Origin of the sequence: Streptomyces sp. NPDC015532 (assembly GCF_043078065.1) — a bacterium.
GTDB lineage: Bacteria > Actinomycetota > Actinomycetes > Streptomycetales > Streptomycetaceae > Streptomyces.
Genome location: NZ_JBIBSY010000005.1, coordinates 528,820 through 551,965, shown reverse-complemented (window position 1 = coordinate 551,965; position 23,146 = coordinate 528,820). Strand labels below are relative to the sequence as shown.

At 65.0% G+C, this 23,146-nt stretch carries 17 protein-coding genes; 8 read left to right on the top strand and 9 right to left on the bottom strand.

The window, feature by feature from the left end:
- Window positions 1-874: 874 nt before the first annotated feature.
- On the top strand, window positions 875-1,198 hold the full coding sequence (locus ACF07B_RS20010) for a hypothetical protein (RefSeq protein WP_392179850.1): 324 nt from the start codon (window positions 875-877) through the stop codon (window positions 1,196-1,198).
- Window positions 1,195-1,515, top strand: a complete 321-nt coding sequence (locus tag ACF07B_RS20005) for a hypothetical protein (RefSeq protein ID WP_392179849.1) — start codon at window positions 1,195-1,197, stop codon at window positions 1,513-1,515. Before ACF07B_RS20010 ends, ACF07B_RS20005 begins: the two co-directional genes overlap by 4 nt.
- 457 nt (window positions 1,516-1,972) lie before the next feature.
- Here ACF07B_RS20005 and ACF07B_RS20000 read toward each other — a convergent pair whose 3' ends face one another.
- The gene (locus ACF07B_RS20000) at window positions 1,973-2,572 is read right to left on the bottom strand and encodes a hypothetical protein (protein ID WP_392179848.1); all 600 of its coding nucleotides are present in this window, start codon (window positions 2,570-2,572) and stop codon (window positions 1,973-1,975) included.
- A gap of 355 nt (window positions 2,573-2,927) precedes the next feature.
- Here ACF07B_RS20000 and ACF07B_RS19995 point away from each other — a divergent pair, with 355 nt between their 5' ends.
- A complete protein-coding gene (locus ACF07B_RS19995; protein WP_392179847.1) occupies window positions 2,928-3,176 on the top strand; it encodes a hypothetical protein in 249 nt (82 codons plus the stop codon).
- Between the two features lie 44 nt (window positions 3,177-3,220).
- On the opposite strand, the gene ACF07B_RS19990 is transcribed toward ACF07B_RS19995, so the two are convergent.
- On the bottom strand, window positions 3,221-3,466 hold the full coding sequence (locus ACF07B_RS19990) for a hypothetical protein (RefSeq protein ID WP_392179846.1): 246 nt from the start codon (window positions 3,464-3,466) through the stop codon (window positions 3,221-3,223).
- Between the two features lie 1,285 nt (window positions 3,467-4,751).
- On the opposite strand from ACF07B_RS19990, the gene ACF07B_RS19985 reads away from it, so the two are divergent.
- The 4 genes from ACF07B_RS19985 to ACF07B_RS19970 all read left to right on the top strand — a co-directional run bounded on the left by ACF07B_RS19985 (window position 4,752) and on the right by ACF07B_RS19970 (window position 12,163).
- Entirely contained in the window at window positions 4,752-5,126 is a 375-nt protein-coding gene (locus ACF07B_RS19985) for a GIY-YIG nuclease family protein (RefSeq protein ID WP_392179845.1), read from the top strand.
- A gap of 401 nt (window positions 5,127-5,527) precedes the next feature.
- On the top strand, window positions 5,528-9,334 hold the full coding sequence (locus ACF07B_RS19980) for a CHAT domain-containing protein (RefSeq protein ID WP_392179844.1): 3,807 nt from the start codon (window positions 5,528-5,530) through the stop codon (window positions 9,332-9,334).
- The gene (locus ACF07B_RS19975) at window positions 9,331-9,705 is read left to right on the top strand and encodes a hypothetical protein (RefSeq protein WP_392179843.1); all 375 of its coding nucleotides are present in this window, start codon (window positions 9,331-9,333) and stop codon (window positions 9,703-9,705) included. Before ACF07B_RS19980 ends, ACF07B_RS19975 begins: the two co-directional genes overlap by 4 nt.
- 1,375 nt (window positions 9,706-11,080) lie before the next feature.
- The gene (locus ACF07B_RS19970) at window positions 11,081-12,163 is read left to right on the top strand and encodes an XRE family transcriptional regulator (protein ID WP_392179842.1); all 1,083 of its coding nucleotides are present in this window, start codon (window positions 11,081-11,083) and stop codon (window positions 12,161-12,163) included.
- Window positions 12,164-12,317: 154 nt separating this feature from the next.
- On the opposite strand, the gene fxsT is transcribed toward ACF07B_RS19970, so the two are convergent.
- The 3 genes from fxsT to ACF07B_RS19955 all read right to left on the bottom strand — a co-directional run bounded on the left by fxsT (window position 12,318) and on the right by ACF07B_RS19955 (window position 16,583).
- A complete protein-coding gene (gene fxsT / locus ACF07B_RS19965; protein WP_392179841.1) occupies window positions 12,318-14,693 on the bottom strand; it encodes an FxSxx-COOH system tetratricopeptide repeat protein in 2,376 nt (791 codons plus the stop codon).
- Window positions 14,690-15,109 carry a hypothetical protein gene (locus tag ACF07B_RS19960; RefSeq protein WP_392179840.1) on the bottom strand — a complete coding sequence of 140 codons (420 nt, stop codon included), beginning with the start codon at window positions 15,107-15,109 and terminating at the stop codon, window positions 14,690-14,692. Before ACF07B_RS19960 ends, fxsT begins: the two co-directional genes overlap by 4 nt.
- A gap of 1,090 nt (window positions 15,110-16,199) precedes the next feature.
- Entirely contained in the window at window positions 16,200-16,583 is a 384-nt protein-coding gene (locus ACF07B_RS19955) for a hypothetical protein (RefSeq protein WP_392179839.1), read from the bottom strand.
- A 1,527-nt stretch (window positions 16,584-18,110) separates the two neighbouring features.
- On the opposite strand from ACF07B_RS19955, the gene ACF07B_RS19950 reads away from it, so the two are divergent.
- Entirely contained in the window at window positions 18,111-18,830 is a 720-nt protein-coding gene (locus ACF07B_RS19950; protein WP_392179838.1) for a hypothetical protein, read from the top strand.
- A gap of 448 nt (window positions 18,831-19,278) precedes the next feature.
- On the opposite strand, the gene ACF07B_RS19945 is transcribed toward ACF07B_RS19950, so the two are convergent.
- From ACF07B_RS19945 to ACF07B_RS19930, 4 genes are all read right to left on the bottom strand, one after another.
- Window positions 19,279-19,683: a hypothetical protein gene (locus tag ACF07B_RS19945; protein ID WP_392179837.1), complete on the bottom strand. Its 405-nt coding sequence runs from the start codon at window positions 19,681-19,683 to the stop codon at window positions 19,279-19,281.
- A 214-nt stretch (window positions 19,684-19,897) separates the two neighbouring features.
- The gene (locus ACF07B_RS19940; RefSeq protein ID WP_392179836.1) at window positions 19,898-20,350 is read right to left on the bottom strand and encodes a hypothetical protein; all 453 of its coding nucleotides are present in this window, start codon (window positions 20,348-20,350) and stop codon (window positions 19,898-19,900) included.
- A complete protein-coding gene (locus ACF07B_RS19935; RefSeq protein WP_392179835.1) occupies window positions 20,275-21,006 on the bottom strand; it encodes a hypothetical protein in 732 nt (243 codons plus the stop codon). Before ACF07B_RS19935 ends, ACF07B_RS19940 begins: the two co-directional genes overlap by 76 nt.
- A gap of 25 nt (window positions 21,007-21,031) precedes the next feature.
- The gene (locus ACF07B_RS19930) at window positions 21,032-22,987 is read right to left on the bottom strand and encodes an Ig-like domain repeat protein (RefSeq protein WP_392179834.1); all 1,956 of its coding nucleotides are present in this window, start codon (window positions 22,985-22,987) and stop codon (window positions 21,032-21,034) included.
- Window positions 22,988-23,146: the final 159 nt, after the last annotated feature.

Below are 23,146 nucleotides of genomic sequence, written 5' to 3'. Positions count from 1 at the left end.
CGAGGATCAGCCCCCGTACCGGAAACGTAGGACTCACCACATCGCGGGCCGATCATTCGCCACGCGGCCTGCGCTGCACGTGCCGCACCACCAGCTTGAGCCGTTCCGAGTCGTCGGAGCGGCTTTTTTCGTGCCGTGACAGCCGACGCCCCCTCAGAGCACCCGCACCACCAAGGACTTCTACAGGCAGCCCGAGCGACCAGCTCGGGCCTTTTTCATGCCCGGATCCACCCTCACCTACCACCTACCACCGGCCTCCGGCCACACAGCGCCACGCGTCAACGCGGGGTGCGAAAGGGAGCAAGCATGCGTTCTTCAGTCATCACTCCAGTTCTCGGCGCGACCAGCTCAGCCGCATCAGCACTTGGCGGAGCCCCCTGGTGGGCAGCCCTTTCCATGACTGCGTTCGCACTGCTCGCACCCTCCATCCTGACTGAGTGGCGAAGCTGGCGACAGGATCGCCACAGGACGATCGTTGATCAGTGGAATGAAGCGCGCAGCCTGCGCCTGGAATCCGACAAGCGTGAACTACATCACCTCATCAAGCAGGAGATTAGGGGCCTACCGGACCCCGCCTCAGCCAACCGAGTCCAGGCCTACCTAGAACTTGTCGACAGAACATCACCGCCCAGCCCGTCTGCGGATCCACCATCACCAGGAGAAGGCGCGGCAAACTCCCCGTGAGGAACGGGCGAGCAGAGACCTGCTGCGGACGCCGCCGGACAGCACATCATCGCCCCGTCAGGCACATTTGCTCGAACTGGAGCACACTGTATTCAAGGGATGACTACACGTTCGCTCGGCGAATTTATCTGTCTGCTCGATCGAAGCGGAAGCCGGGCCAGTGGGGAGCGGACTGCATCTAGGAGCAATCGTGACATGCGACGAAATCGCGCATACGCGTCCGAGCCTAACGCTCACAATCACCGGTCTAATTCTGTTGGCGATAGCCGCCTCGGCAAATTTCCTTAAGGAAAGCACCGGCTCAGTGGCCTTGTTTTTGTTCGGCGGCATTTGTGTCCTCCTCATGGCCTACTTTCACGCGAAACTGCAGAAAATTAAGCTTGGGCTTGGCGGGGTCGAGATGGAGACGCACCGATCGGAGCTTCCCACGCGAGACGTCGCGACGGGCATCGCCAACGCCGAGCACGACGCGGCGACCGGGGACGTGGTAAGTGACGAGGAATTGATGTCATGAGTAAGCCAAAGCTCATATTCTCAAACGCCGCAGCGATTAAGTTGCGCAATCTGCCAAAGGATAAGCGAGTCAAAATAATCGAAAACCTTTCGACCGAGCTGTCCGAATGGAAAAAAGGCATGGGCCTGCAAGACGCCATCGGACTCAAGGGAACAAAATACGTCGCAGTTCCCTCCGGTGCGGGCTTCGCAGTACTGCGCCCAATGACAAAGAATGAGTCGTCGAAGTACAGCCCCGACGCAAAAGAAGCCTTTTTTGTCGCCGAATTGGCAGACAGCGCAGACCGTGTTGTGCGACCGGTGGAAGAGCCCGGGTAGCACAACCCCAAAGTGCTATGACGCCGGGCGGTGGGCCTGCCTGGCGCCCCCGGTCGGCGACTTGATGGAAGCTCGGCCCTGGCGTGAGGGGGACGGGCAGAAGTCTGTGGTGCGGACATGGCCGGCGACGGATCAGCCTGCGCTGCGGGTGCGTTTGGAGGCAGGCGTCTGTGGCGGAACCCCGCGGCTGTGACCGACCGCTCCTGACCCCAGAACGACGACTGACCAGCCCGGCAGACCTCAGCAACCGTCGCGCCCATAGTTCGGGATGAAGAGGTCGTGCCAGACCCGTGCCAGATTGGGTGGGGAACCACGGGGAACCAGCCAACCGCCCGCTAGGCGCCTACATCACTCCACCACAGGTCAGCTAGACAGCGAACCCTAGATCACCTCAGCTTCCCAAGCTGAGAGCGCTGGCGCACGGCCGACTTGCGTCCTCACCTAAGCTAACGTGCAACTAGCCAGGGGCCGCGAATTCCCGCAAGTCGCCGTGCTCGTTGAGTCGCCACCGGATGCCAGCGTTGTCTTTGAAAAGAAGGGCAGGACGGTGGCGATTAATCTCGACAAGCAACGGATCAGACGTGAAGAGGTAGATGCGCCCAGCCCCGACTAGTGGGACGGGAACGTTCAGCCGCGGCCCGTCTGGGACGATGGTCAAGCCCCTGCGAAGCAACTCGGTCTCTACGGCTGCCGAGGCCTCCTGTGCTTCGTGCTCCCCGAATCGGACCGTGACCTCGTGAATCGGTTCGACGCTCAGATTGCGCACCTCGAGTCTGAAGGTATCGGGGATGGGCTCACCATTCGCGTCTGCCGGGGCTCCGCTCTGCAGCCATAGATTGACTGTCATCTCCACTTGGCGAGCTTGAGCAATCTTGCGGTTGTGAGCAGCAGCTCGAAGCTCGGCACGTTCAAGTGCCAGCGTGGCCGACTGCTCAGCAATGAAGTGACGCTGCTCGTCGATCTGGTCGCGCTGGCTCTTCAACGTCCAGATCGTGGCCCCAGCCGCTATGGCGGCGAAGGAGGAACCCACCCAAGTAGCGAGGTCGCCAGCATCCACGAAGCCTCCTCAGCCGTAGTTCCAAAGGATCATCCCTCACACTGAGCCTCAGATGTGACGACGGCCGTACAGCAGCGAAATACTGCAGCCTCAGCGACCTTCCGCGCCCGATAGTGCCCGTCCGGAGTCCTCGTGCGACCGGTATGACCGCCAGCGATCGATCCGCAAAGAGCTACGGATCAGAAGGTCTCTGACATCCACAGCTGACATCAACGACGCCGGACGGGGGCATACACCAGCGTCTCTGTCCGACCGTCGCACCAATCGACTACGGCAGCCGGCGCAGTCTCGGATCGAACTTACAAGGCGGTGCTCACCAAGCCTCGGGGGCGATGGGCCAAGTAGGGTCCCCCGGGTGACTGTTTCTCCTGAGCACGTCGACAGCAGAGAGGCCCTGGCCGCCTTCGTTCGCTCGTTGCAGCGCAGCCGCGCCGAGGACGGAAGCTCATGGGAGAACGCGGACCTCCCGAGCTTCTTGGAGGCTCTGGCGGCATGGGTCGATGACGCCGATGGCTGGTACGGCAATGCCGGCCGCGAGCTGCCGGTCAGTGGCGACTGGACCTTCTTCGCACGAGCTCTGCAGGCCGCGACCATCTACGAGTAGTCCGCGCTGTGGCGAACGAACCAGGGCGACGGCAAGCTCTCTTGCTACGCCGGCGGCCCCTCGACATCCCTGCGGCTGGACACGACATGCCGCGCGATCGTGGACAAGGCCAGCTCACGATCCTCGTCAACCACAAGCCAACCCTTGCCCAGGAGCGCTTGCAGCACTGGGCGAACCTCTTCACCCAGTTCCTTCGCCAAGTCGTCATCCGTGGGGGAGAGGCCATCCTGGACGAGGCTCGCCACGCGGAACACGACGGCTTCCTCCCCCGCGGTGATGTTGAAGTCCATGACGTGAAGGTATGCGAGCCCCTTGGCCGCGACACGCCGAGGGCCCTGTCGTCACGGGCCAGCCGTCACGGCTTGCTCTGGTCGACGGCAGCGACAGCGTGGCTGAGACTCGTGGGGGCGGAGCGAGGCATACGCGTGCGTGGTCGGTCGGCGCACCCGCCGTCGTGGCTGACTTTCGTCGGCTGAGGTTCAGACGGGGCGTGTCGAAGGTGCCGGCTGTCGGTCGAGGGGGCTGAAGCTGGGCCGTCTCTGGGCCGTACGACGTTGGTCAACAGCGGCCAATGATGACCAACGACGACCGCCAGGCGCCCGAGCCCACCGTCCCTGAGCAGCGAAAACCCAGGTCCCCGAGATCTCCGACAAGACCCAGGGCAAGAAGACAGGTTATTCCGCAGCCAGCGAGAGTCCACCGGCCTTCCAGGTCCAGCGCAGCCCGATCGCTAGGGTGAGAAGGATGCGAAGCAAGAGGCCAGGGAATCATTGCCCGGTTTGCGGGTTGGACGTCGGGTACCCGCCGTGGGGCGAAAGTGGAGACGTCGCGACTTTCGACATCTGTGGGTGCTGCGGCATCGAGTTTGGGTACGAGGATTCGACGGACCTGGGCGTGGCCAGGGCCCGAAACGACTGGATTGCCCAGGGCTACCCCTGGAAGGGGGATGCCAAGAACAGGCCGGCTGACTGGGACCCGGAGGCGCAGACCCGCGAGTCGCTGCCGGTCACGCTGCCCATGAGTGACGATGGCTCCAAACTCGCGCAGGACCCGAAGTCGTCTCACTGAGTTTCCAACTGTGCGACAACGGCCCCGTACCGAGGTGCGCAATCGGATGCCTGCGGACGGTCTGCTCAGGTCCCGCGGGTCGCAGAGTCGTTCTCGTTGCTTCGGGTGCGTGCCACAGTCGTGCCACATCGTGCGGTCAACCACGGTCAACGACGGTTCGCCACAGTCGAGATGCGCCGTTCACCTGGGCAGCGACTGCAGTCGGAGCGACCTGGGGAACTGCGCCGCCGAGCACGTCCGCCCTTACAAAGCGGCGGTGTTCGGTATGCGGCTAGGGTCCACGCAGTCATCCAGTAGCCTCCCATCAACGGCCGTTGCTGACCTTGGAGGCTCCGTGGCCCATGCCGCTCTCACCGAACCGGATCGGCTGTGGTCCGCGCAGGAGGTCCTGTTGCGTCCCCACCCGGTGCCGGCGGCAGTCGGAGTTACGGATGCCACTTCGAACAGACTCCCTGTGCAGACCTCGATGCCGGACACCTGCTCTACGTCGGCATAGCTCCGCGGTACATGGCGAACCGGACCAGCACGCAGAACCTGCGCAAGCGCGTGCGGTATCACTACCAGGGCAACGCGGCCAGATCGACGCTTCGCCTCACGCTCGGTTGTCTGCTCGGGATCGAGCTGCGGCGAGTGGGCCGCAGCGGGACGCGCATGACCTTCGGCAAGACCGGGGAAGCCGCACTCAGTCAGTGGATGGCGGAGAAGGCCCGCGTGTGCTGGATCGAGCACGACGAACCGTGGACCCTGGAGTCGGAACTCATCTCTCAACTCGACCTGCCGCTGAACCTCGACCAGAACCGCCACAACCCGTTCCACGGCCGTCTCAAGGAACTGAGATCCCAAGTACGGCAGCGTGCGCGAGAGTTGGCCGTCAGCGCCTAGACCGCCTGTCGGTCTGACATCACCAGCTGACATCAACGACTGCGAACCATGGCGCACGGCGGCGGCTGGAGTCGGATGCGCGAGCGACCAACAGGCCCTGTTCCGGCAGGCTGCACCGAGTTGTGAGCGAACTTACAAGGCCGCGGTCGGCCCTCCTCTGGTGCAGTCGTGCTCGGGTCGGTATCCGGCGAGGTGTTCGCGGAGCCGCTTCAGCTGATTCGGGCGTTTTGGCCTCACGGTCAGGGCCTTGTTTCTACGCTGAGTTCATGGTTACGGGGCTGGTTGTGGATGCCAACGGGTTTGAGCTGGTTGTTGATGGCCGGCGGGTCGGTCCCCGTCGGGTGTTGCAGACCTCTGACGTCGAGCTGCTCACTGCCGTTGCTGGCCAGTATGTGGATGCTGTGCGTAACGGTTCCAAGGATCAGGCGTTGCTCGCGGTGGGGCGCGAGTTGTATCGGTGGCTCGACGGTGACCTCGGTCAGTTGACAGGCCTGCTCGATGAGGCGTCGGCGCCGTTGGTGTTCGAGGTCCGGGCGCCGGTGAGACCGTCCGCAGCTGCGTGGGCGTTGCTGCGGGCCCCGTACGAGCTGCTGGCCGCTCCTGGGGGCGGGTTCCTCGCCGAGGCACCGAAGTTGTTCGCCGTGGTGCGTCGGCTCGGTCACCCGAGTCCGGCGCAGGTTCTGGACGGGTATCGGCTGGGGGTGGCGTTCATGGCTTCGGCACCCCGGGGTCAAAACGAGTTGGACTTCGAGGCCGAGGAGTTGGCCATCCTCAACGCTGTCGGGGAGACGAGTCTTGATCTCGTCGTCGAGGATTCCGGTAATCCCGAGCATCTTGGCCTGCGTCTGTCCGAGCTCGGCGGGATGCCGGTGGTTCATCTGTCGTGTCACGGGCTGCACAACTGGCGCCCGGAGCCTGACAAGCCCGCCACCCCCGTCCTGCTGATGGAAGACGATCTCGGGGACGGGGCTCCGACGAGTGCGGACGCGCTGGTGGGCCTGTTGACGCCTCGGCCGCGGTTGGCGTTCGTGTCGGCTTGCCTGACCGCCACCGGTGCCGATGTGGCCGGGCATGTTCCTGCCGGTGCCGGCCACCGTGGTGGTCAGATAGCCGAGCCCGGGGTGTCGGTGGCGCACTCGATGGCCACCGGGCTGGTGGCCGCCGGGATTCCCGCGGTCATCGGCTGGGACGGCTCGGTCAGCGACCAGGCCGCCACCCGTTTCGCCGAACGCCTGTACCGGCAGCTCGGCCGCCGTGTCGAGGTGGCCGTGGCCGTCGCCGAAGCCCGCCGCCACCTGCTGGCCTGTCCCGATGAGCGCCAGCGCGCCGAATGGCACCTGGCGCGGCTGTGGCTGGGGCCGGCCGGTGGCGGCCCGCTGGTCGCAGGAAACCGCAAACGCCAGATGGTGCCCCCGCACCATGTGACCAAGACGTTCCTGGACCGCAAGCACCAGCTGCCGGTCGCGGCCGCGGAAATGTTCGTCGGCCGCCGCCCCGAAATGCAACACACACTGCGGGCCCTGCGCGGCGGGCAGAAGGCCGGGGTCCTGCTCCACGGGCAGGGCCGGCTGGGCAAGTCGAGCCTGGCCGCCCGGATCGCCGACCGTCACCCCAACCGGGCCGTCGCGGTCGTGTTCGGCGACTACACCCCGACAGCGATCCTCGACGCCATCGCCGGCGCCGTCGACGCCAACCCCGACGCCCGCACCCTCATCGAAGCCAGACGCGCCGAGGTCCGCCAGCAGCCGGACCGCCTCAAACCGCTACTGGTCGACCTGCTGGCCGGACCATGCGCGCAGGAACTCGACAACGTCCGCAAACCTCTCCTGCTGATCATCGACGATCTCGAACAGATCCTGACCGCCAACCCCGATGGCCCGCACCGGCTCGACCCCGAGCACGCCACCGTGCTCGCCGACGTACTCTCCGCCTTCGACCCGGCCATCACCGACAGCCGACTCCTGGTCACCAGCCGCTACACGTTCACTCTCGGCGGACTGGAGAGCCGGCTGGAACCGGTCCAGTTGCAGCCCCTGTCGTCGGCGGCCCAACGCAAACTCCAACGCCGTCAGCAAGACCTCGCCCCGGCCGAGTACCGGACCGAGCGCGCCGACCTGGCCCAGCGGGCCCTGGACGTCAGTCGCGGCAACCCCGGACTGCAGGACCTCATCGGACTGCGCCTGGTCTACAGCGACCAGGTCGACCAGGCCCGCGCAGAGGCCGCCGTCGCCGGCATGGAGACCTACCTCCACCAGGGCGACCTCCCCGCCGACAACACCGACATCGGCGAGTTCCTGGAGAACCTGGCTCTCGACACCCTCCTCGACCAGGCCGGGCCCACCCACCGCGACCTGTTGCGGGCCTGCACCCTGTTCACCGTCCCGGTCCCGCACCCCGTCATCGACGTCCTCGCCGCCGCTGTCGGCGGATCGGCGTCCCGCCTGTGCGGCCTCGGGCTGCTTGACGCCTTTCCCGACCAGCACCGCCCCGACCTCCCGGCCTTGGCCGTCAACGCCCTCGCGGCCGGACGCCTGGCCCCCCTCACCCCCGACGAGCAGGCCGCCCTCGCCACCCTGGCCGCCGAACCGCTGTACGCCCAGTGGGGCGGTGCCACACCCCGACCCGCCCGCAGCCTCGACCTGGACCTGCAGCTGACCCAACTGGCCCTGGCCGCCGACAACCCGACCATCACCGCCGACTGCGCCGCCGAGGCCGTGTCCGCCCTGCGGCAAGGCCCGGCCTCCACCGCCGCCGAGCTCGGCCACCACGCGATCACCCTCCTCGACCGCCACAACCACGAGGTTCCCCTCACCCTGCTACGGGCCGTCGCCGACGCGGCCGTCACCAGCGGCGACGGCGACCGGGCCGACACCCTGTTGCACCGCGCCGTCCAGCAGACCCAGACCAGCGACCGGCAGGCCAACCCGGCCGGCCACGCCGCAGCCCTCTACGACCACGCCAACCGCCTGATCACCCGCGGCGAGGTCGGCCAAGCCGAGGACCTACTCCACCAGGCCCGCCAACTGTTCACCGACGCCGACGACACCCACTCGGTCGCGATCACCTGGGGCCAGATCGCCGACATCTTCGAGCAGCGGGGCGAGGTCGAGGAGGCCTTGCGGATCCACCGCGAGGTCGAACTACCGGTGTACGAGCGGATCGGTGACACCCGCTCGACCGCGATCACCTGGGGAAAGATTGCCGACATCCTCCAGCGGCGGGGCGAGGTCGACGAGGCGCTGCGGATCCGTCGCGAGGTCGAACTGCCGGTGTACGAGCGGATCGGTGACACCCGCTCGACCGCAGTCACCTGGAGCCAGATCGCCGACATCCTCCAGCAGCGGGGCGAGGTCGATGAAGCGCTGCGGATCCGCCGCGAGGTCGCCCTGCCGACGTTCGAACGGATCGGTGACACCAGCGCGGCCGCGGTCACCTGGGGCCAGATCGCCGACATCCTCCAGCGGCGGGGCGAGGTCGACGAGGCGCTGCGGATCCGCCGCGAGGTCACCCTGCCGGTGTACGAGCGGATCGGTGACACCCGCTCGGCCGCGGTCACCTGGGGAAAGGTTGCCGACATCCTCCAGCAGCAGGGCGAGGTCGACGAAGCGCTGCGGATCCGCCGCGAGGTCGAACTGCCGGTGTACGAGCGGATCGGTGACACCCGCGAGGCCGCGATCACCTGGAGCCAGATCGCCGACATCCTCCAGCAGCAGGGCGAGGTCGACGAAGCGCTGCGGATCCGCCGCGAGGTCACCCTGCCGACGTTCGAACGGATCGGTGAGATCCGCGCGGCCGCGGTCACCTGGGGCCAGATCGCCGACATCCTCCAGCAGCAGGGCGAGGTCGACGAAGCACTCGAACTGCAGCTCAAGCGCTTGGAAGTCAATGAGCAACTCGGCGACATGGACGGCATCGCGGCAGCCAACTGGGACCTTGCACAAATCGATCTGATTCGCCAGGATCTCGACGCGGCGGTGCCGAGGCTGGTCACCTCGTTTCAGCTCTTTCTGCAGCTCCAACGGCCGGATGGCATCGCGGTCGTCGGGAGTATCTTGGGACAACTTCTGCTGGCCGCAGGGGAACGCGGGCAGGCCCGGCAGGTGTTTCAGACGAGCCGAGCCGCTGCCGCCAAGATCGGTTTCGCGGGCGCTGTCGACCAGCTTGATGAGCTACTGAAGGCCACTGACGACGGAAACGAGGAATCATGATCATCGAGTTTGTCGGAGCGGACGTCGAAGCCGCCGGGAAGAGCATCGCCGCGTTGACCTCGAGCTGGGGCCACCAACCCGAACCAGCTCTGACAGCGGAACCGGCGAACGATCCGGACGTCAAGGGCGTCGATCCTGTCGCGGTGGCGTCCCTGGTCGTGTCCATTCCATCAGCCATGCTCGCGGTCGCGGACATCGCCGACCGTATCCACAAACGGCGCCGCGCCAGCGAGCTCATCGAACTCGCCCAACAGCTCAGGGCGCAGCAGGCGGCGGCACGACTCGTGCGCGAAGACCGCTCCGTCGACCTTGCCACTCTCACCCCCGACCAACTTCTGGACCTCATCGCCGACGAGCCTTCAACGACCTGACCCCAGAGAGCGCCGCCGACGGCCCGGACCCGCATCGAATCGCAATCGCCCGTGCCACTGTTCAGAGCTGACAGCAACGACGGCGCACAGAGACCGTCGATGAGGAGTTGGCGCATCAGATCCCTGGTGCAGTAACCGAGCCAGGAGGCGCGACGAGGTGAGTGTCTAACTGCGTGACAACGCCGACGGACAGCGGCGGACAAGCGTGGACGCCTGCGGACCATCGGAGCAGGTGGGAGACGCAGCGACCCAAGGCCAGGCAGTCACCCAACTTGCTTCGGGACGAAGAGGTCGTGGGTTCAAATCCCGCCACCCCGACACTGGTCAGAGGCCCATTCGCTTGATCGCGAATGGGCCTCTGTCGTGCTTGGGGGCCAAACGGGGGGCCAGACGAAGTTGATCAGGCTACGACGTCGCCTCCTCTCACCATCCGTAGGCGCACCCTGTACGCACTCAGGCCGCTCTAAGCAGTCAGGGCGAAATCGGCTGCTGGCCCCTTCGTCGTCCGGAGCCGGGGACGAGTGCCGGGGCCGGCGAAGCTCACGAGTCCGCATAGCGCGGGAGCACGGACCGCTACGAGGCCGGAAACAGGTGAAGAATCGGGGGCAGCACGGAGCGGGGTGCGCCGCCTCCCAGGATTAGCACCGCGTACGGACTGCCTTGGCTGACGCCGCCATGGTGGGAGCACGCCCCCTGCCTGCCGATCGACGGAGACCACCAGCCATCTGCGCATGTTGTGGGCGATGGCATGGAAACGGCCAGAGCCTCCGTAGGGAGCGCCTCGATGTCCTGCGCTCGGCGGACGACTTCGTAGGCGAAGCAGTCCCTGTGCCCCGCCACTACCCTCGCTGCCTTCCCTGCCTGGACCCGTTTGGCGGCGTAGGAATCCAGGACGTCCTGTTCGGTGTACGACCGGTCAGCGTCAGTAGGCGCAGAGCCGAGGATCAAGGGAATCTGAAGCTGTTCTGCTTTGGCTCGTTCCACTTCGTACGAGGCCACCGTCGGCCGGCACTCCTGGTCTTTGCTCTGCGCCGCCCAGTCGTTGACGGCGGGAACCCCGAACTTCACACCCACGGCAACGATGGCCAACATCACCAGACATCCCACCCGTTCCTGGATGGTCTGCTTGGTCGAATAGCGTCTGGCAGCTAGTCGATCTGGCGTGTGGCTGAGGCAATGCTCACCGATGACCGCTACCGACTTGCACGGAGTTGGTTTGGGTCCCCAGTCGTTGACTCCGGTGCAGACCGGCAAGGGTCTCCTCCTCTCGCGTATGCCCACTCCCCACCCTCCAGTGACCCTTCGATTCACCACCGATACAGCCGCACGGATCATATGGCTGAGGGGTCTGATGCAGGGTTGGGAGTCAGGCCAGATGCCGAACGACTTCTACCAACCGATCATCGCGGCCACGTTCGGCACCGTGACGCACGCACTCTTCCCAGCGCCCACGCGGCGCGACGGAGACCGAGAAATCTTGGCGGCGAGCGGCATGGAGACGCTGGAGATCGTGAGCCGTCTCAACCGGTCGGATGTCGACGACGCCACTCTCGATGCTCTACGGATCACGACCGACCGACTGTGCTCGGAATACCCATACATGCCGAGCGGGCAGCTCATCATCGAGGGGCGTCAGTGGCTGCGCTGCGTCGTCGAACTCCACACAAAGAGCCTCACGCTTGCCCAGCACCGCGAGGTACTCGCGCTGTCCGGCTGGCTTGCCCTCTTGGTCGGCTGCGTCGAGTACGACATGGGAGACCGTCACGCCGCCGAGTCGACACGGCGCGCGGCCCTCTCGATCGCGACCGAAGCCGACCATCCAGAGATTGCCGGGTGGGCGCACGAGATGCGCGCATGGTTCGCGCTCACTACCGGCGACTACCGCGGCGTGATCTCGGCAGCGCAGGCTGGAGGGGAGGCGGCGCCGCACCACAGCGTGGCCGTTCAACTCGCGGGCCAAGAAGCCAAGACATGGGCTCGGCTTGGAGACCGCCGACAGGTCGAGGTGGCCCTCGACAAGGGGCGGCGCCTACTTGAGGGGATGCCGCATCCCGATAATCTGGACAATCACTCCGTGGTGGACCCCGCCAAGTTCGACTTCTACTCGATGGACTGTTACCGCCTGGTCGGTGAGGACAAGCTTGCGCGCACGCTCGCGGAGGAAGTACTCCGGGCCGGAACGGATTTCGACGGACGTGAGCGCTCACCGATGCGCAACGCGGAAGCACGCGTCACGCTGGGCGTGACGGCAGCGCGTGAGGCCGACTTGGAGGAAGCACTCACGATGGGGGCCCGCGCACTAGAAGGCGACCGGCAATCAGTTCCCTCTCTGATTATGACCAGTCGGGAGCTTGCTGCCGAAATGAAACAGCGCTATCTCTCTGAGCCTGCCGCACAGGACTACCTTGCGCGACTGCAATCACTGGGCCAGGAGAAGCCTGGGTTTCTGCCACAGTGAACTGCCCCATTCTTCACGCACTAGCTATTCAACTGCTCGCGAAACAGCCGCCCTAGGATGAAGCTCTCGCGTCGAGAATAAGGGCCCAATACTCCGACGCCCTCAGGATCCTTTCATCATCAGCCAGCAAAAAAGCCTGGGCGGCAGCAGTCTTTCAGTCCTTATGACGCCCCCCGGTGGCTAGTTCTTGGCGAATAACGGTGAGACTGTAGTGGTATGCCCTGGTGTCGGGGTGATCATAGCCAAGAAATTCACAAGCTTGGGCTAGCGTCTTCTCGAGGAGCGCAACCGCCCGTTCCGACTGCCCTGCCGCACTGTAGCCCGTGGCAAGGTTATGTCGAGTCATAAGCGTATCCGGGTGATTCACCCCGTTTACTTGCTCGCGCTGCACAAGCACCGTCTCCATCATAGGGAGCGCATTATCCAAATCGCCAGACATTATGTAGGTGATGGCGAGATTATTGCGACTTTGCAGGGTGTCCGGATGGACATCACCGAGAAGTTTTTCACGTTGAGCGAGCGCGGTCTCTAGGATGGGCGTAGCGCGGTCTACATCCTTCATATTCGCGTAAGCTATTCCGAGATTATTGCGGACAGTCATGGTTTGCGGGTGAGTTTTACCAAGAGAATTCTCGGCTTGAGTAAGGACCTTCTCCAGCATGAGAGCGGCCCGCTCCACACGGCCAGCCGCTTGATATGCAGCAGCGAGGTTGCTGTAGCCATTTAGCGTACTAGCATGTGCATTTCCAAGCGATTGCTCTCGGTGAGATAGATTTGTCTCATACAGCCGAATGGCGCGGTTTAGGTTTCCTGAAACTCGGTAAGCGTAGGCGAGATTATTTCGCATCGTCAAGGTCTCAGGATCGGCCTCGCCAAGAATTTGCACCGACTGTTTATAAACCTTTTTATGCATGGCGAGCGAACGCCTAAAATCGCCTGCCGACTCGTAGGCCCCGGCGAGGTTTCCACGAGTGATCAGGGTAGTGCGATGCTGGTATCCAAGGGTTTCCTCGAAGTGCTTCAGAGCCTCTTGATACAGAGAGATGGCCTGGGCTGCATTACCGGCCGACTCGTATGCGTTGGCGAGGTGGCAGCGGGCAATCGTTGCGTCAAGGTGAGTTTCTCCATCAGAATTTTCGTGATGCCTAAGAACAGCTACTCTCAGCGGGATGGTGCTCGCTCTATGTCCCCGTGCATTGAGTTGGTGCGCAGCGATGGTGTATGCCGCGATGATCGCCTCGGCTTGGGGGCCTGGCGGCGAACTGGCGGCGAGGGCCACTAGGTGAGGCGTCAACGCCATCCACTCCGGTGGAAGTTCGGCGTCGGGGCCCGGAAAGGACGGGAGAGCTCGGAGAACTGCCTCTTCGGCATCACATCGACCTGCTGTTTGACTGCCTAGGCTTGATGCTTCGCCGCGACGGAGTACGGCTTGTACGAGCCGATGGATGCTGACGCTCGTTCGATCCGGAGAGAAACTGATCATGCTGTAGGCCCGGAGGATGCCGAGGGCCTCCGCGATCTCGTCTGGGTCGTTCGCAAGACCCTGGACAAGGTTGACAGGGATATTGTCGGGTGCGAGGCAGGCCAGCGTGTGCAGAATCCTGACAGCAAGCAAATTGCTCGAACTGATGGCTTGAAGAGTGTAGGTCCAGATGCGCGCGATCGTGCGCTCCGCATCGATGCCGTCGGCGACCTTATCGAGTTTGGTGGCCAAGCGCCGACGGTACGCGTCGATGCTGACGGTTGGATTCTGATGTAGGTAGGCACCGGCCTGTTCCAACGCCAGCGGAAGGCAGCCAAGGTCTGCGGCGAGCGCGCGGGCCTCCTGTCGGTGCTGCACTGTTGTCACCGCGCCATCCAAAACCCAAGCGCACAGTAGTTCCGCAGCCTCGTCAGGAGCCAGGGTGCTCAGAGAGCGCGTGGGGGTGGTTCGTGGCCATCCAGTGGCACGGCGGCTAGTGGCCAGGCTTCGCCCGCGGTTGAGGGAACCGGTGTAGGGCGCGAGGTCACTGGGATTCTCAACGTTGTCGAAGATCAGGAGCCAGCCCGGGTGCCACTGCAGCCAGCTCAGTGCCCACTGGAACCGTTCGTCATCAGTTGCTCTTCCGGCCCAGGCTGGGAACAGCCGGAGGGTCAGGCCAGCGAGAGACTGCTGAATGCGGGCGGGAGAGTCGGCAGTGACCCACCAGATGAGCGAATAGTCGGAACGGTGGCGGTGTGCGTAAGCCAAGGCGAGGGTGCTCTTGCCGATCCCGCCCAGACCATGTACCGCGGGCGTCTGCGTGATCGCGGTCTCGTTGCCATCCGTGAGTGTGTCCCGTAGCCAGACAAGGTCGTCTTTGCGTCCCAGACATAGGCCAAGAGGGGGAAGGTTGCCGCTACCGGGAGGCGCTTGGATATCACGAGCGGCGTTCAGCACCTCGGCCGGTAGGACAACATCCCCCGTGACGGCAGTGCCGATGATATTTGCAGCGATCGACTGAGGGCCCGAGGCTTCAATAGTTCCTGGAAATGGTCTTTCGGTCGTCACTTCCCGATCCGAGTGTTGTCACCAGTGACGGCAGTGCCGATGCTGTGGGCCGCGATAGCGCGGTCCCCCGATGCGGTGATTGTGATCGTCCCGGATGGCTCGGGCATCAGAGCGGCCAACTCCCGGCGCAATTCCTCGTCATCGCGCAGCGCACGCTTGAGCTGTTGCCGCAGCGCGGCCGCAGCGTCCGTGTCCTCAGCGTCCGCAGATGCGTCCTGCACAGCGTGTTCCAATGCAGTTTGCTCATCCTCGTTACGACGGGACCAAACCGCTTGCAGGATTCGGCGGCCCAGATTGGCAGTGGCGTCCACGGCCGCGTCCTCCGCCCGAGTCAGCACGGCGCCTCCGTAGGCTCCCAATGCCGCTGACATGTAGGGGCTGGCCTGTGCCACCAACTGCACTATCTCCGCACTCATTTTGCGACTCTCCTCTGGGCACGCCGCCGCTGGCGGCCGGTATGAGGCAGCGTATCGGCGCTACCGCAGACGAACCAGGCAATCGGGCACAGTCGTATCCGACGATCCGAGTGGGGTAGGCGTGGTATATCACATCAGCCGGGCCAGATGGCTGCACCCTGGTCGTCCGACTGCTGGGGGGAACTTGTAGGGCGAGGTTCATCGATGGACTCGCTGACTGATCCGGTCCCTATACGGGAATCGGTACGCCGAGGGACGGGACGCCGGGGGGGCTGATGATTGATCAAGTGCTGATCTGGTTACTGCTAGCGGTTGCGGGCGCTGCAGTCCAGCGACTCAGCGACGTCGTCTTTGGTGAGTCGATTGAGAAGCTCGTGTACTCGCTGCTCGTCAGGCGCCGCACCACCGAGGTGTCTCTCGCCGGCCAGTGGCACACTCCTTCGAGTGGATCTCCGATGACGACGGAAGAGCGCTCATCGACCGCCAGACTCTTCGTGCATCGCAGCCCGGCCGACGAGTAACGATGAAAGATCCGGGCGGTCCCGACCGATCACGCCTGCATCTCCAGGGGACAGTTACGGCTGGAGGCATCTTCTCTGGAGAGTGGGAGGAGTGGACTCTATCGGGACGTCACTATCACGGAGTCTTTCAGTTTCTCCTGGCCCGGACCGGGAGTGAGATGCGCGGCAGTGGGTCGCGTTCAATCGATACGACGCTGTACAGAACGGAAGTTGGGTCCTCAGCAAGGCCTGACAGCATGTCCACGGGAACTTCGGCAGGGGGCCAAACGCGGCAACCACGTCAGGATCATCCCGGACAGTGATGGACAGTGCCGGAGCCAAACAGCCAGGTCAGTGCCTCCGGGTCAAGGTCATGGGGACCTCAATCGCGTTCGGGACGAAGAGGTCGTGCCAGAGCCGTGCCAGATCGTGCGGGGAACACCGGGGAACCAGTCGGCCCACCCACCAAGCATCGTCATCACTCTGCCGCAGGTCAGTAGGGCTCCCGCCCCTAGATCACCTCAGCTTCCCAAGCTAAGCGTCAGACCCAGCGCTCACTCCCCTCCCGCGATGGGACTCTCTTCACCCCGTTAGCCATCTCGCATTCGCCGCGGAAGCCACTGCCAGTCGTCCATCGCACCCTGTACCAGTTGCTTTAGGCGCTCCTTGCCCTCAGCCCTGAGTACATCCCGCAGGCAGGCGCAGTCGGCCAGGTCCCGGTTGCCGACAATGCAGACGTAGATACCAGCGATCTGCAAGCCCCGCGCGGCTGCCGAGAGTTGTGCATCGACTGGCAACGGAATTCTCCGGGCCAACTCCTGCGCGAAGACCCGTTCGATCTTGGGGCGTCCCAACAACCCGAAGAGGCCGCCGGCAGCGCGGCCAACGACGTCATGCAACCGATCTTTGCCCGTGAGAATGCTCCGAGCCAGCTGAGCGAGATCGTCACAGCCCCCCTTACGGTGACGCTTCACGAGCGTCTTCCATGTCTCGTCCGAGACGTAGGCGGACGCACGCTCAGCAATGACGGCGGTGCCACCCCGTTCTATGACGTCCAGACATACCTTTGCGGCCTCCTCTGCGCTCAGACGCTCCCGGGTAGCTGGCGTCGGGAGCTGAGGACGCTGTGCAGGCCGGTTGGCGACCCTAGGCCTAGATGTCGCCGATTGCCGTGGTACTCGTCTTGGGGCTTGAGCACGCTTCGCGGGTTGCTTGCGAGGGGTGGGAACTCGTCCAGCGGGCCTGCCCTGATGGAGATGACACCGTACGTCCGGGCCGGTCACACGGTTCTTGCATAACGTCCTGTCGTCTGTCTGTGCACGGCACCGATACACCATGCTGGAAGTGTGAGGACGTGCATTGATGACGGACAAGGAAGCCTATTTAGCCAATAGGACCCGCGATCGCCTCGAATCGGTCGTGCACACCCTGCCCATGACGAGCGCACGAGATCATTCATGGAGACCTGTCGGACTTCCCGTGCTGGTGAGACTGGGCCCGAAGAGCGGACGCCCGTCTCAGTTTCCGTCTCATTCAGCCCCGTTCACGGCCGTTCAGCCGGGACTCAGAGACGTCCCCGCGCCAGCAGCCGGCCGCCCATGAACCCAGTGAACGCCCCTGCACACCGCCCCGCACCCCACCAACACAGTTGGAAAGCGTGTTGGTGCGGGAGTGCCCGATAAGACGACCTTTAGCAGCCGCGTCAGGCTCTGTGGAGTTGTCGCCAATGTCGGCAAAGAAGCTCACCACAGCCCGTTGCTGCGCTAGAAGTCTTCCGTGCGTAGTCTCCTGCAAAGGCTCGTCGAGAGCCGCGCGTGGCGGGTTGCTCGGGCGGTGGTCTACTCCCTGGCAGGCCTTATCGGCGTGGGGATCTTCGTCGTCCTCCCGGTCACAGCCCAACTCAGTGGGTGGAACGATGATGACGAGGATCCGCCCGTCGGTTCTGGTACACCATCCGCCACGTACACGCCAGTTCATTGGACGTCTCAGGGCTACGAGTGCGCAGACGGGTGGCCGTCAGACTCCATCGGCCAGCAAGGAGCTTGTAGTCATCACGGAGGCGTTGTCTCCGTATTTGAAGGAGACAACGGAACAGTCCTCAGGTGTGGAGACGACGAGCGCGCGCCTCGCCCAGACGAACAACAGCAGCAGATCGAAGACTATGGGCGCGTGGTCTGCGTGTTCAGGTGACACCAGGTTCTAACGCGGGTGCCCACGGCCGCACCTCAAGCGCACCAGATCGAGCGGGGAACAGCGGGGAACCACGGTGAAAGCAGCCGAGGCCGACAGGGCAGCGGCCAAGCTGTTCGCCCAGGCCAGCGCCCAAAAAAGGCCAAAATGCTCGCAGCTTCCCAAGCTGAGGGCTCAAAAGCCTTCGTCATGGCCTGGCCGTCGTGGCTTGCCTTTCGACGACGTCCCTGTTCAGGCGGTATGCCCTTACCAGCCCCAAGGCCGTATCCTCGCTCTGGCGCTGTGACTTGAGCCGCACACGCAGGGGGAGTATGGGGACGGCACTGGTGGGGCTCCTCGGACCCATAGTCGGCGGAATCGCCGTAGCACTTACCACCTATTGGTCAACGCGGCCCAAGGCGCGGGCAGAAGCTCGAAAGTTCGAGGCCGAAGCAGATAGGACCCGGGCCGAAACCACAAAAATCCTCGCCGAGATAGACATGCGCCGGCCATCCGTCGCTCCGCAGGACACCACACCGAAGGGTTGGGGCGTCTCGGGATCCGTCCCCGAAGACTACGAGGTCGGCTTGGACTTCGAGGTGTTCTCCGCGGGCAGGGCTAGCGCTTTCATCCGCTCCCGCCATGAGCACCCCGCTGGTTACGCGTCGCTATTACAGATGATTAGGGCAGACGACTATCGCGGGACGCGCCTACAAATGACGGCGATGGTGAAGGCGCGGGACGTAGTCGGTTGGGCCGGTATCTGGATGAGGGTGGACGATGCCCGCGATCACACTGTCGCATTCGACAACATGCAGGATCCCGAACGTCGGATCGCCGGGAGTGTGCGCTGGCGCAGATACAGCATCGCGCTGGACATCCCTGAGACCGGTGCCTACATCAACTTCGGGGCAGTCATGGAGCGAACAGGGCAGATCTGGCTTGATGACGTTCGGCTCAACGTCGTTGATGACTCTGTGTCAGCAACCGACATCGTCTCGAACCTCCCCCGCCATCCTGTCAATCTGGACTTCGAGGGCGGCACCTACTGATCCACCAACCTGAGCGCAGTCTCGTTCTCCTCGTCCAAGCCTTGCTGTACGCAGCCGAGCAACACTTGTGAGCTCGGTCGGGCAACCCGGTGCAGTACAGCAGCGTAGTACAGCAACCACCATGACCTCAGTTGACCGCCAACGGTCGTCGATGCCCGGCTGACCAGCCCAGCAGGCGTCAATGACCTCCCAGCCGAGAGTTCGGGACGAAGAGGTCGTGGGTTCAAATCCCGCCACCCCGACAGCTGGATAGCAGTTCAGAGGGCCCTTACCGGATCGGTAAGGGCCCTCTGGCGTTGCCGGGTGTCCGGCTGCGTGACGTGGGCGGAGAGCACCCGGTCGGCTCGGTGATCCTTCTCTATTTGGTTCAGCTCGCTGCATCGGCGCCTCGGCGGGCTCCTGAGCCCTTGCCTTGCGGCGGCGGAGCAGGGCGGACCGTGGCCCGGCGTCAATGTCCTGGGAGCTGTCCGCCCCGGTGTCTCGCTGAGGCGATCGCGGAGACGGCGGTGGTCACGACGAGGCTTCCCAGCATGACCAGCACCACGCCGACCATGTAGAGGCCGCTGGAGTCGTCCGACCAGTCGTAATAGGCCGCGACCGTGAGGCCGGCCGTGGTGCCGAGCACAGCGCCGGGGGTGTAGCGCCGGGATGCCGCCCAGTACACCGGTGCCAGCAGAATCAGCGCCAGCCCGATCACCTGCCACGCCTCGTAGGGACCGGTCGTCGAGCCGTCAGGTTGCACGTCACGATGCTGGTCCCAGCCCAGCCAGGCAGCCCACACCGCCAGCGACACGCCTGCCAGCAGGAGGATCGACACCAGCTGGGAAACAGGTTTCCGTGGTCCTTGATTCATGATCCAAGTTTTTCCGCTCGCTCCGTCACCGGCCAGAGCGCACGTACTCAGCTCCGCCCGAGTACTTCAGCCATGGTGTACACGATTCCTGTACGCCGTGGCCAGGCACTCGCGCTGTCGGTCGTCCGGGCCTTCGACCGGCGCGTGCGCTCCTGACATCACCGAGTGACGTCAACGGCGGCGGACTTGGACGGGTCCGCCGGGTCCGCGGTCGTCACCAGTCCGGGGAGTAGTAGGTCCTTCGGGCTCGGTGTTCAGTGGGCCGGGGATTCAGGAGTGCCTTGCGGGCCGTCTTCGTACGGACCGCTCGGTAGTAGAGCCCTTGCATGAAGCCGGAGTACCGCCACGGAAGGGCGTTGGTGAAGCCGTCGACCTGGCGGAACTGGTCCCTGGCCGCCTTGTACCGCCCCTGCCGGTACAGGAAGTACCCCAGCAGGTGCCGTACGTCCGGGAGCCTCGGATGGTTCGGGTCGGCGAGCGCCACGTCGGCGAGCGCCGCGTCGACCAGCGCGGTTGCCTGCGAGCTGCGGAATCCGGAATCGCCGAGCTCGGACGCGTGACTCTCGTACCAGGCGATCAACGGCATCACGGTCAGCAGTCTGCCCGGCGGCGCGTCGGCGGCCGCCTTCTCGGCGAACTCCCGCGCGAGCTCTTTCGAGCCTGCCATTTCGCGGTCCAGTACTGGAGGGCGCTGTGGTGCGCCTCGTAGTGATGCGGCGCCCGGGCCGTGATCTGGGACCACAGCCCGTGCATCTCCTCGTGGGAGTAGCCGAGTCCCAGCGCCCGCCAGATTTCCGCGACGAAGGGGCTGGGGTCGTCAGGGCAGAGTTCCGAGGCCCGCTGGATATCGTCCCGCGACGCCAGCAACTCCTGGTGGAATTGCCGGAACTGACTGCCCGACGTGTACTGGGCACGCGATCCGCCGCGCAGCTTCCACGCGTACTGGATCCGGGTGCGCGCCACCACGAGCGCGGCATCCGGGTCCGCGGGGCGGGCCTCCTGCCATGCCTTCAGCCAGCGGTCGCCCTTCTCGGCGGCGAGGTGTCCCAGCCGATCGGCGTACAGGGAGCGGCGCTCCCAGTCCTGACCGATGTCCTCGAAAAGACGGGCGGCGGGCTCCCAGCGCCCCCGGGCGGCGGCCCTGCGCGCGCGCCGCAACGCGGTATCGGGACCGGCCAGGCTGGAGTTCTGCCATCGCAGCGGCAGCAGGGTGTACCAGAGCCAGCAGCAGAGCAGCAGAGAGGGCGGAATCCAGGGTTCCGCCCCCGTGTGCCACCCCCGGCGTGACCCTCCTGGAGTTCGGGGGCACCGGTGCGAAGGCACCGGTCCGGCTGCTGGCGCAGGGGCCTCAGTGCGTGAAGGTGAAGTACTTCCAGGCGCCGTACGTCGTCGTGTTCACGCTGTCGCCCGAGCCGCTGACGTACGAGTCGCGGACGCGGAAGCGCTGGCCGGTGGGCGGGGTGCCTGTGAGGGTGACGACGGATTTGCCCGCGGAGTCGAGCTTGAAATACTCCTTGCCCGTGGTCTGCCAGACGCCACCGGAGTAGGCCTGGACCTGCAGCAGCTGCTTGCGGCCCTGGTACGGCGTCATCGTGGTCGTGACGACCGGGTCCTTGGACTGGCGGAAGTAGTAGTACGTGTGGCTCCACGTGTACTGCGTCTTGTAGGAGCCGCCGAGCGCCGTGGACACCTTCACCCTGGCGCCGACCGTACTGGTCGTCGTCTTCGGCGCGTAGCGCCCGTCGCCCGTGAACTTCGCCGTGAGCTCGGTCTTGCGCGTCAGGCCGAGGGTGACGGACAGGTTGCCGCTGGAATTGACCGTGCCGGACTTCACCAGCTTGCTGGGCTTGTCGGCGCCGTACGGGTTGGCCCAGATCTCGACCGTGCGGTTCTTGTACGTGGTGCCGAGGTGCGCGGTGAAGGTGACGGACTGCGCGTAGTCGTACGCCTTGCCGTTGTTGTTCAGCGTCAGCGTGGGCGTGGCGCGCGAGACGTCGACGGTGTCCGTGGCCGTCGCGGCGGTGTGTGTGGTGTCACCGGCGTACGTCACCGTGTACTTGACCGTGCCGCCCGCCGGCGGACTGTCCGTGAAGGAGTACGCGCCGCCCGTGCCCAGGGACTTGGTGCCGAGGGACTTGCCGTTCGGCGACTCCAGGTCGGTGCGGGTGACCTGGAGCGGGGTGCCCGCGGGCAGCGCCAGGTTCGCGGTCAGCTTGCCCTTGACGGTGAGGGAGGCGGCGCGGGTGGCCTTCGTCGGGGCGTCGACCGTCAGGGTGGAGGCGTACGCGCGGGGCGCGTCGACGGTCTGGAACTGCATGGCGTTGCTGTTCCCGGTCAGCACGTACAACTTCGAGCCGTCGGCCGACCAGTTGGTGGAGTGTCCGCCCCAGGGCATCCAGTCGCGCGACAGGTTGCGGACGCTGGCCGGCCGAGCGGGGTCGTTGCTGAAGACAAGGGTGTCGCCGACGTTGTCGGTGTCGAGGACGGTGGCCGCGACCGTGCCGTCCGGGGCGATGCTGACCGTCTCCGGTTCCGAGACGGTCGGGAACGTGCGCACCTCGGACAGGTCGGAGAGGCGGTACTCCGTGAGCGCCCGGGTCCCGGGGCCCGCGACGATGACGTTCTGGCCGTCGGGCGTGAGGGCCGCGTCGTTGTAGAAACCGCCCTTCTCGCCGGAGACGCGGATCGTCGGGGTGCCCGAGGAGATGTCGTAGACGACGATCGGCCCGGAACTGATCCCCGTGTCGAGGGCGAGCAGCGTCCCCGGGTTGTCGGGGTCGGCGTAGAGCGCCGGCGGGCTCGCGAAGTCGTGGCCGGCCGCCAGGTCGAGGGTCACCGTGGGCGTCTCGGCGGTCAGGTCGACCTCGCCGAGCCCCGATTCCCACTGGTCGCCGTAGCCGAACCACAGCTTGCCGTCGGCGTAGACGACTCCGGAGGGGGTCGTTCCGTCGCCCGTCGGGTACTCGGCGGTCTGCGTGAGCTGCCCGGCGTCGATGGCGACGATCTTGTCGGCGCCGTAGACCGCGGCGTACAGCGTGCCGGAATCCGGGCTCAGCTCCAGGCCGCGGACCTGGGACAGGCCGGCGAGGGTCTTGACGACCTTCCCGGTGAGGTCGGTGACGACGATCTGGTTGTTGTAGGCGTCGCTGATGAAGACCCGCTGGTGAACGCCGTCCACGACGGTGTCGTTCACTCCGAAGAGCGCTATGGACCGGCTGGAGTCGGCGGACGCCGGTACGGCGAGCACCACCGAGCCGAACAGGGCCGCCAGAGCTGCGGCGACCGGAAGAGTGCGCAGACGCACAGTGTCGAACCCCCGGGAATGAAGGTGAGCGCGAGAGGGTGCCACCCATGCGTCCGGTGCGTGCATACCGTGTACCGCGTGTGGCGAGTGAGCGAAGACTAGATCATGCCGCGGGAAACCGCAGCACACGGGTCCCCGCTTCTCCCTCGGGCGGGGAGC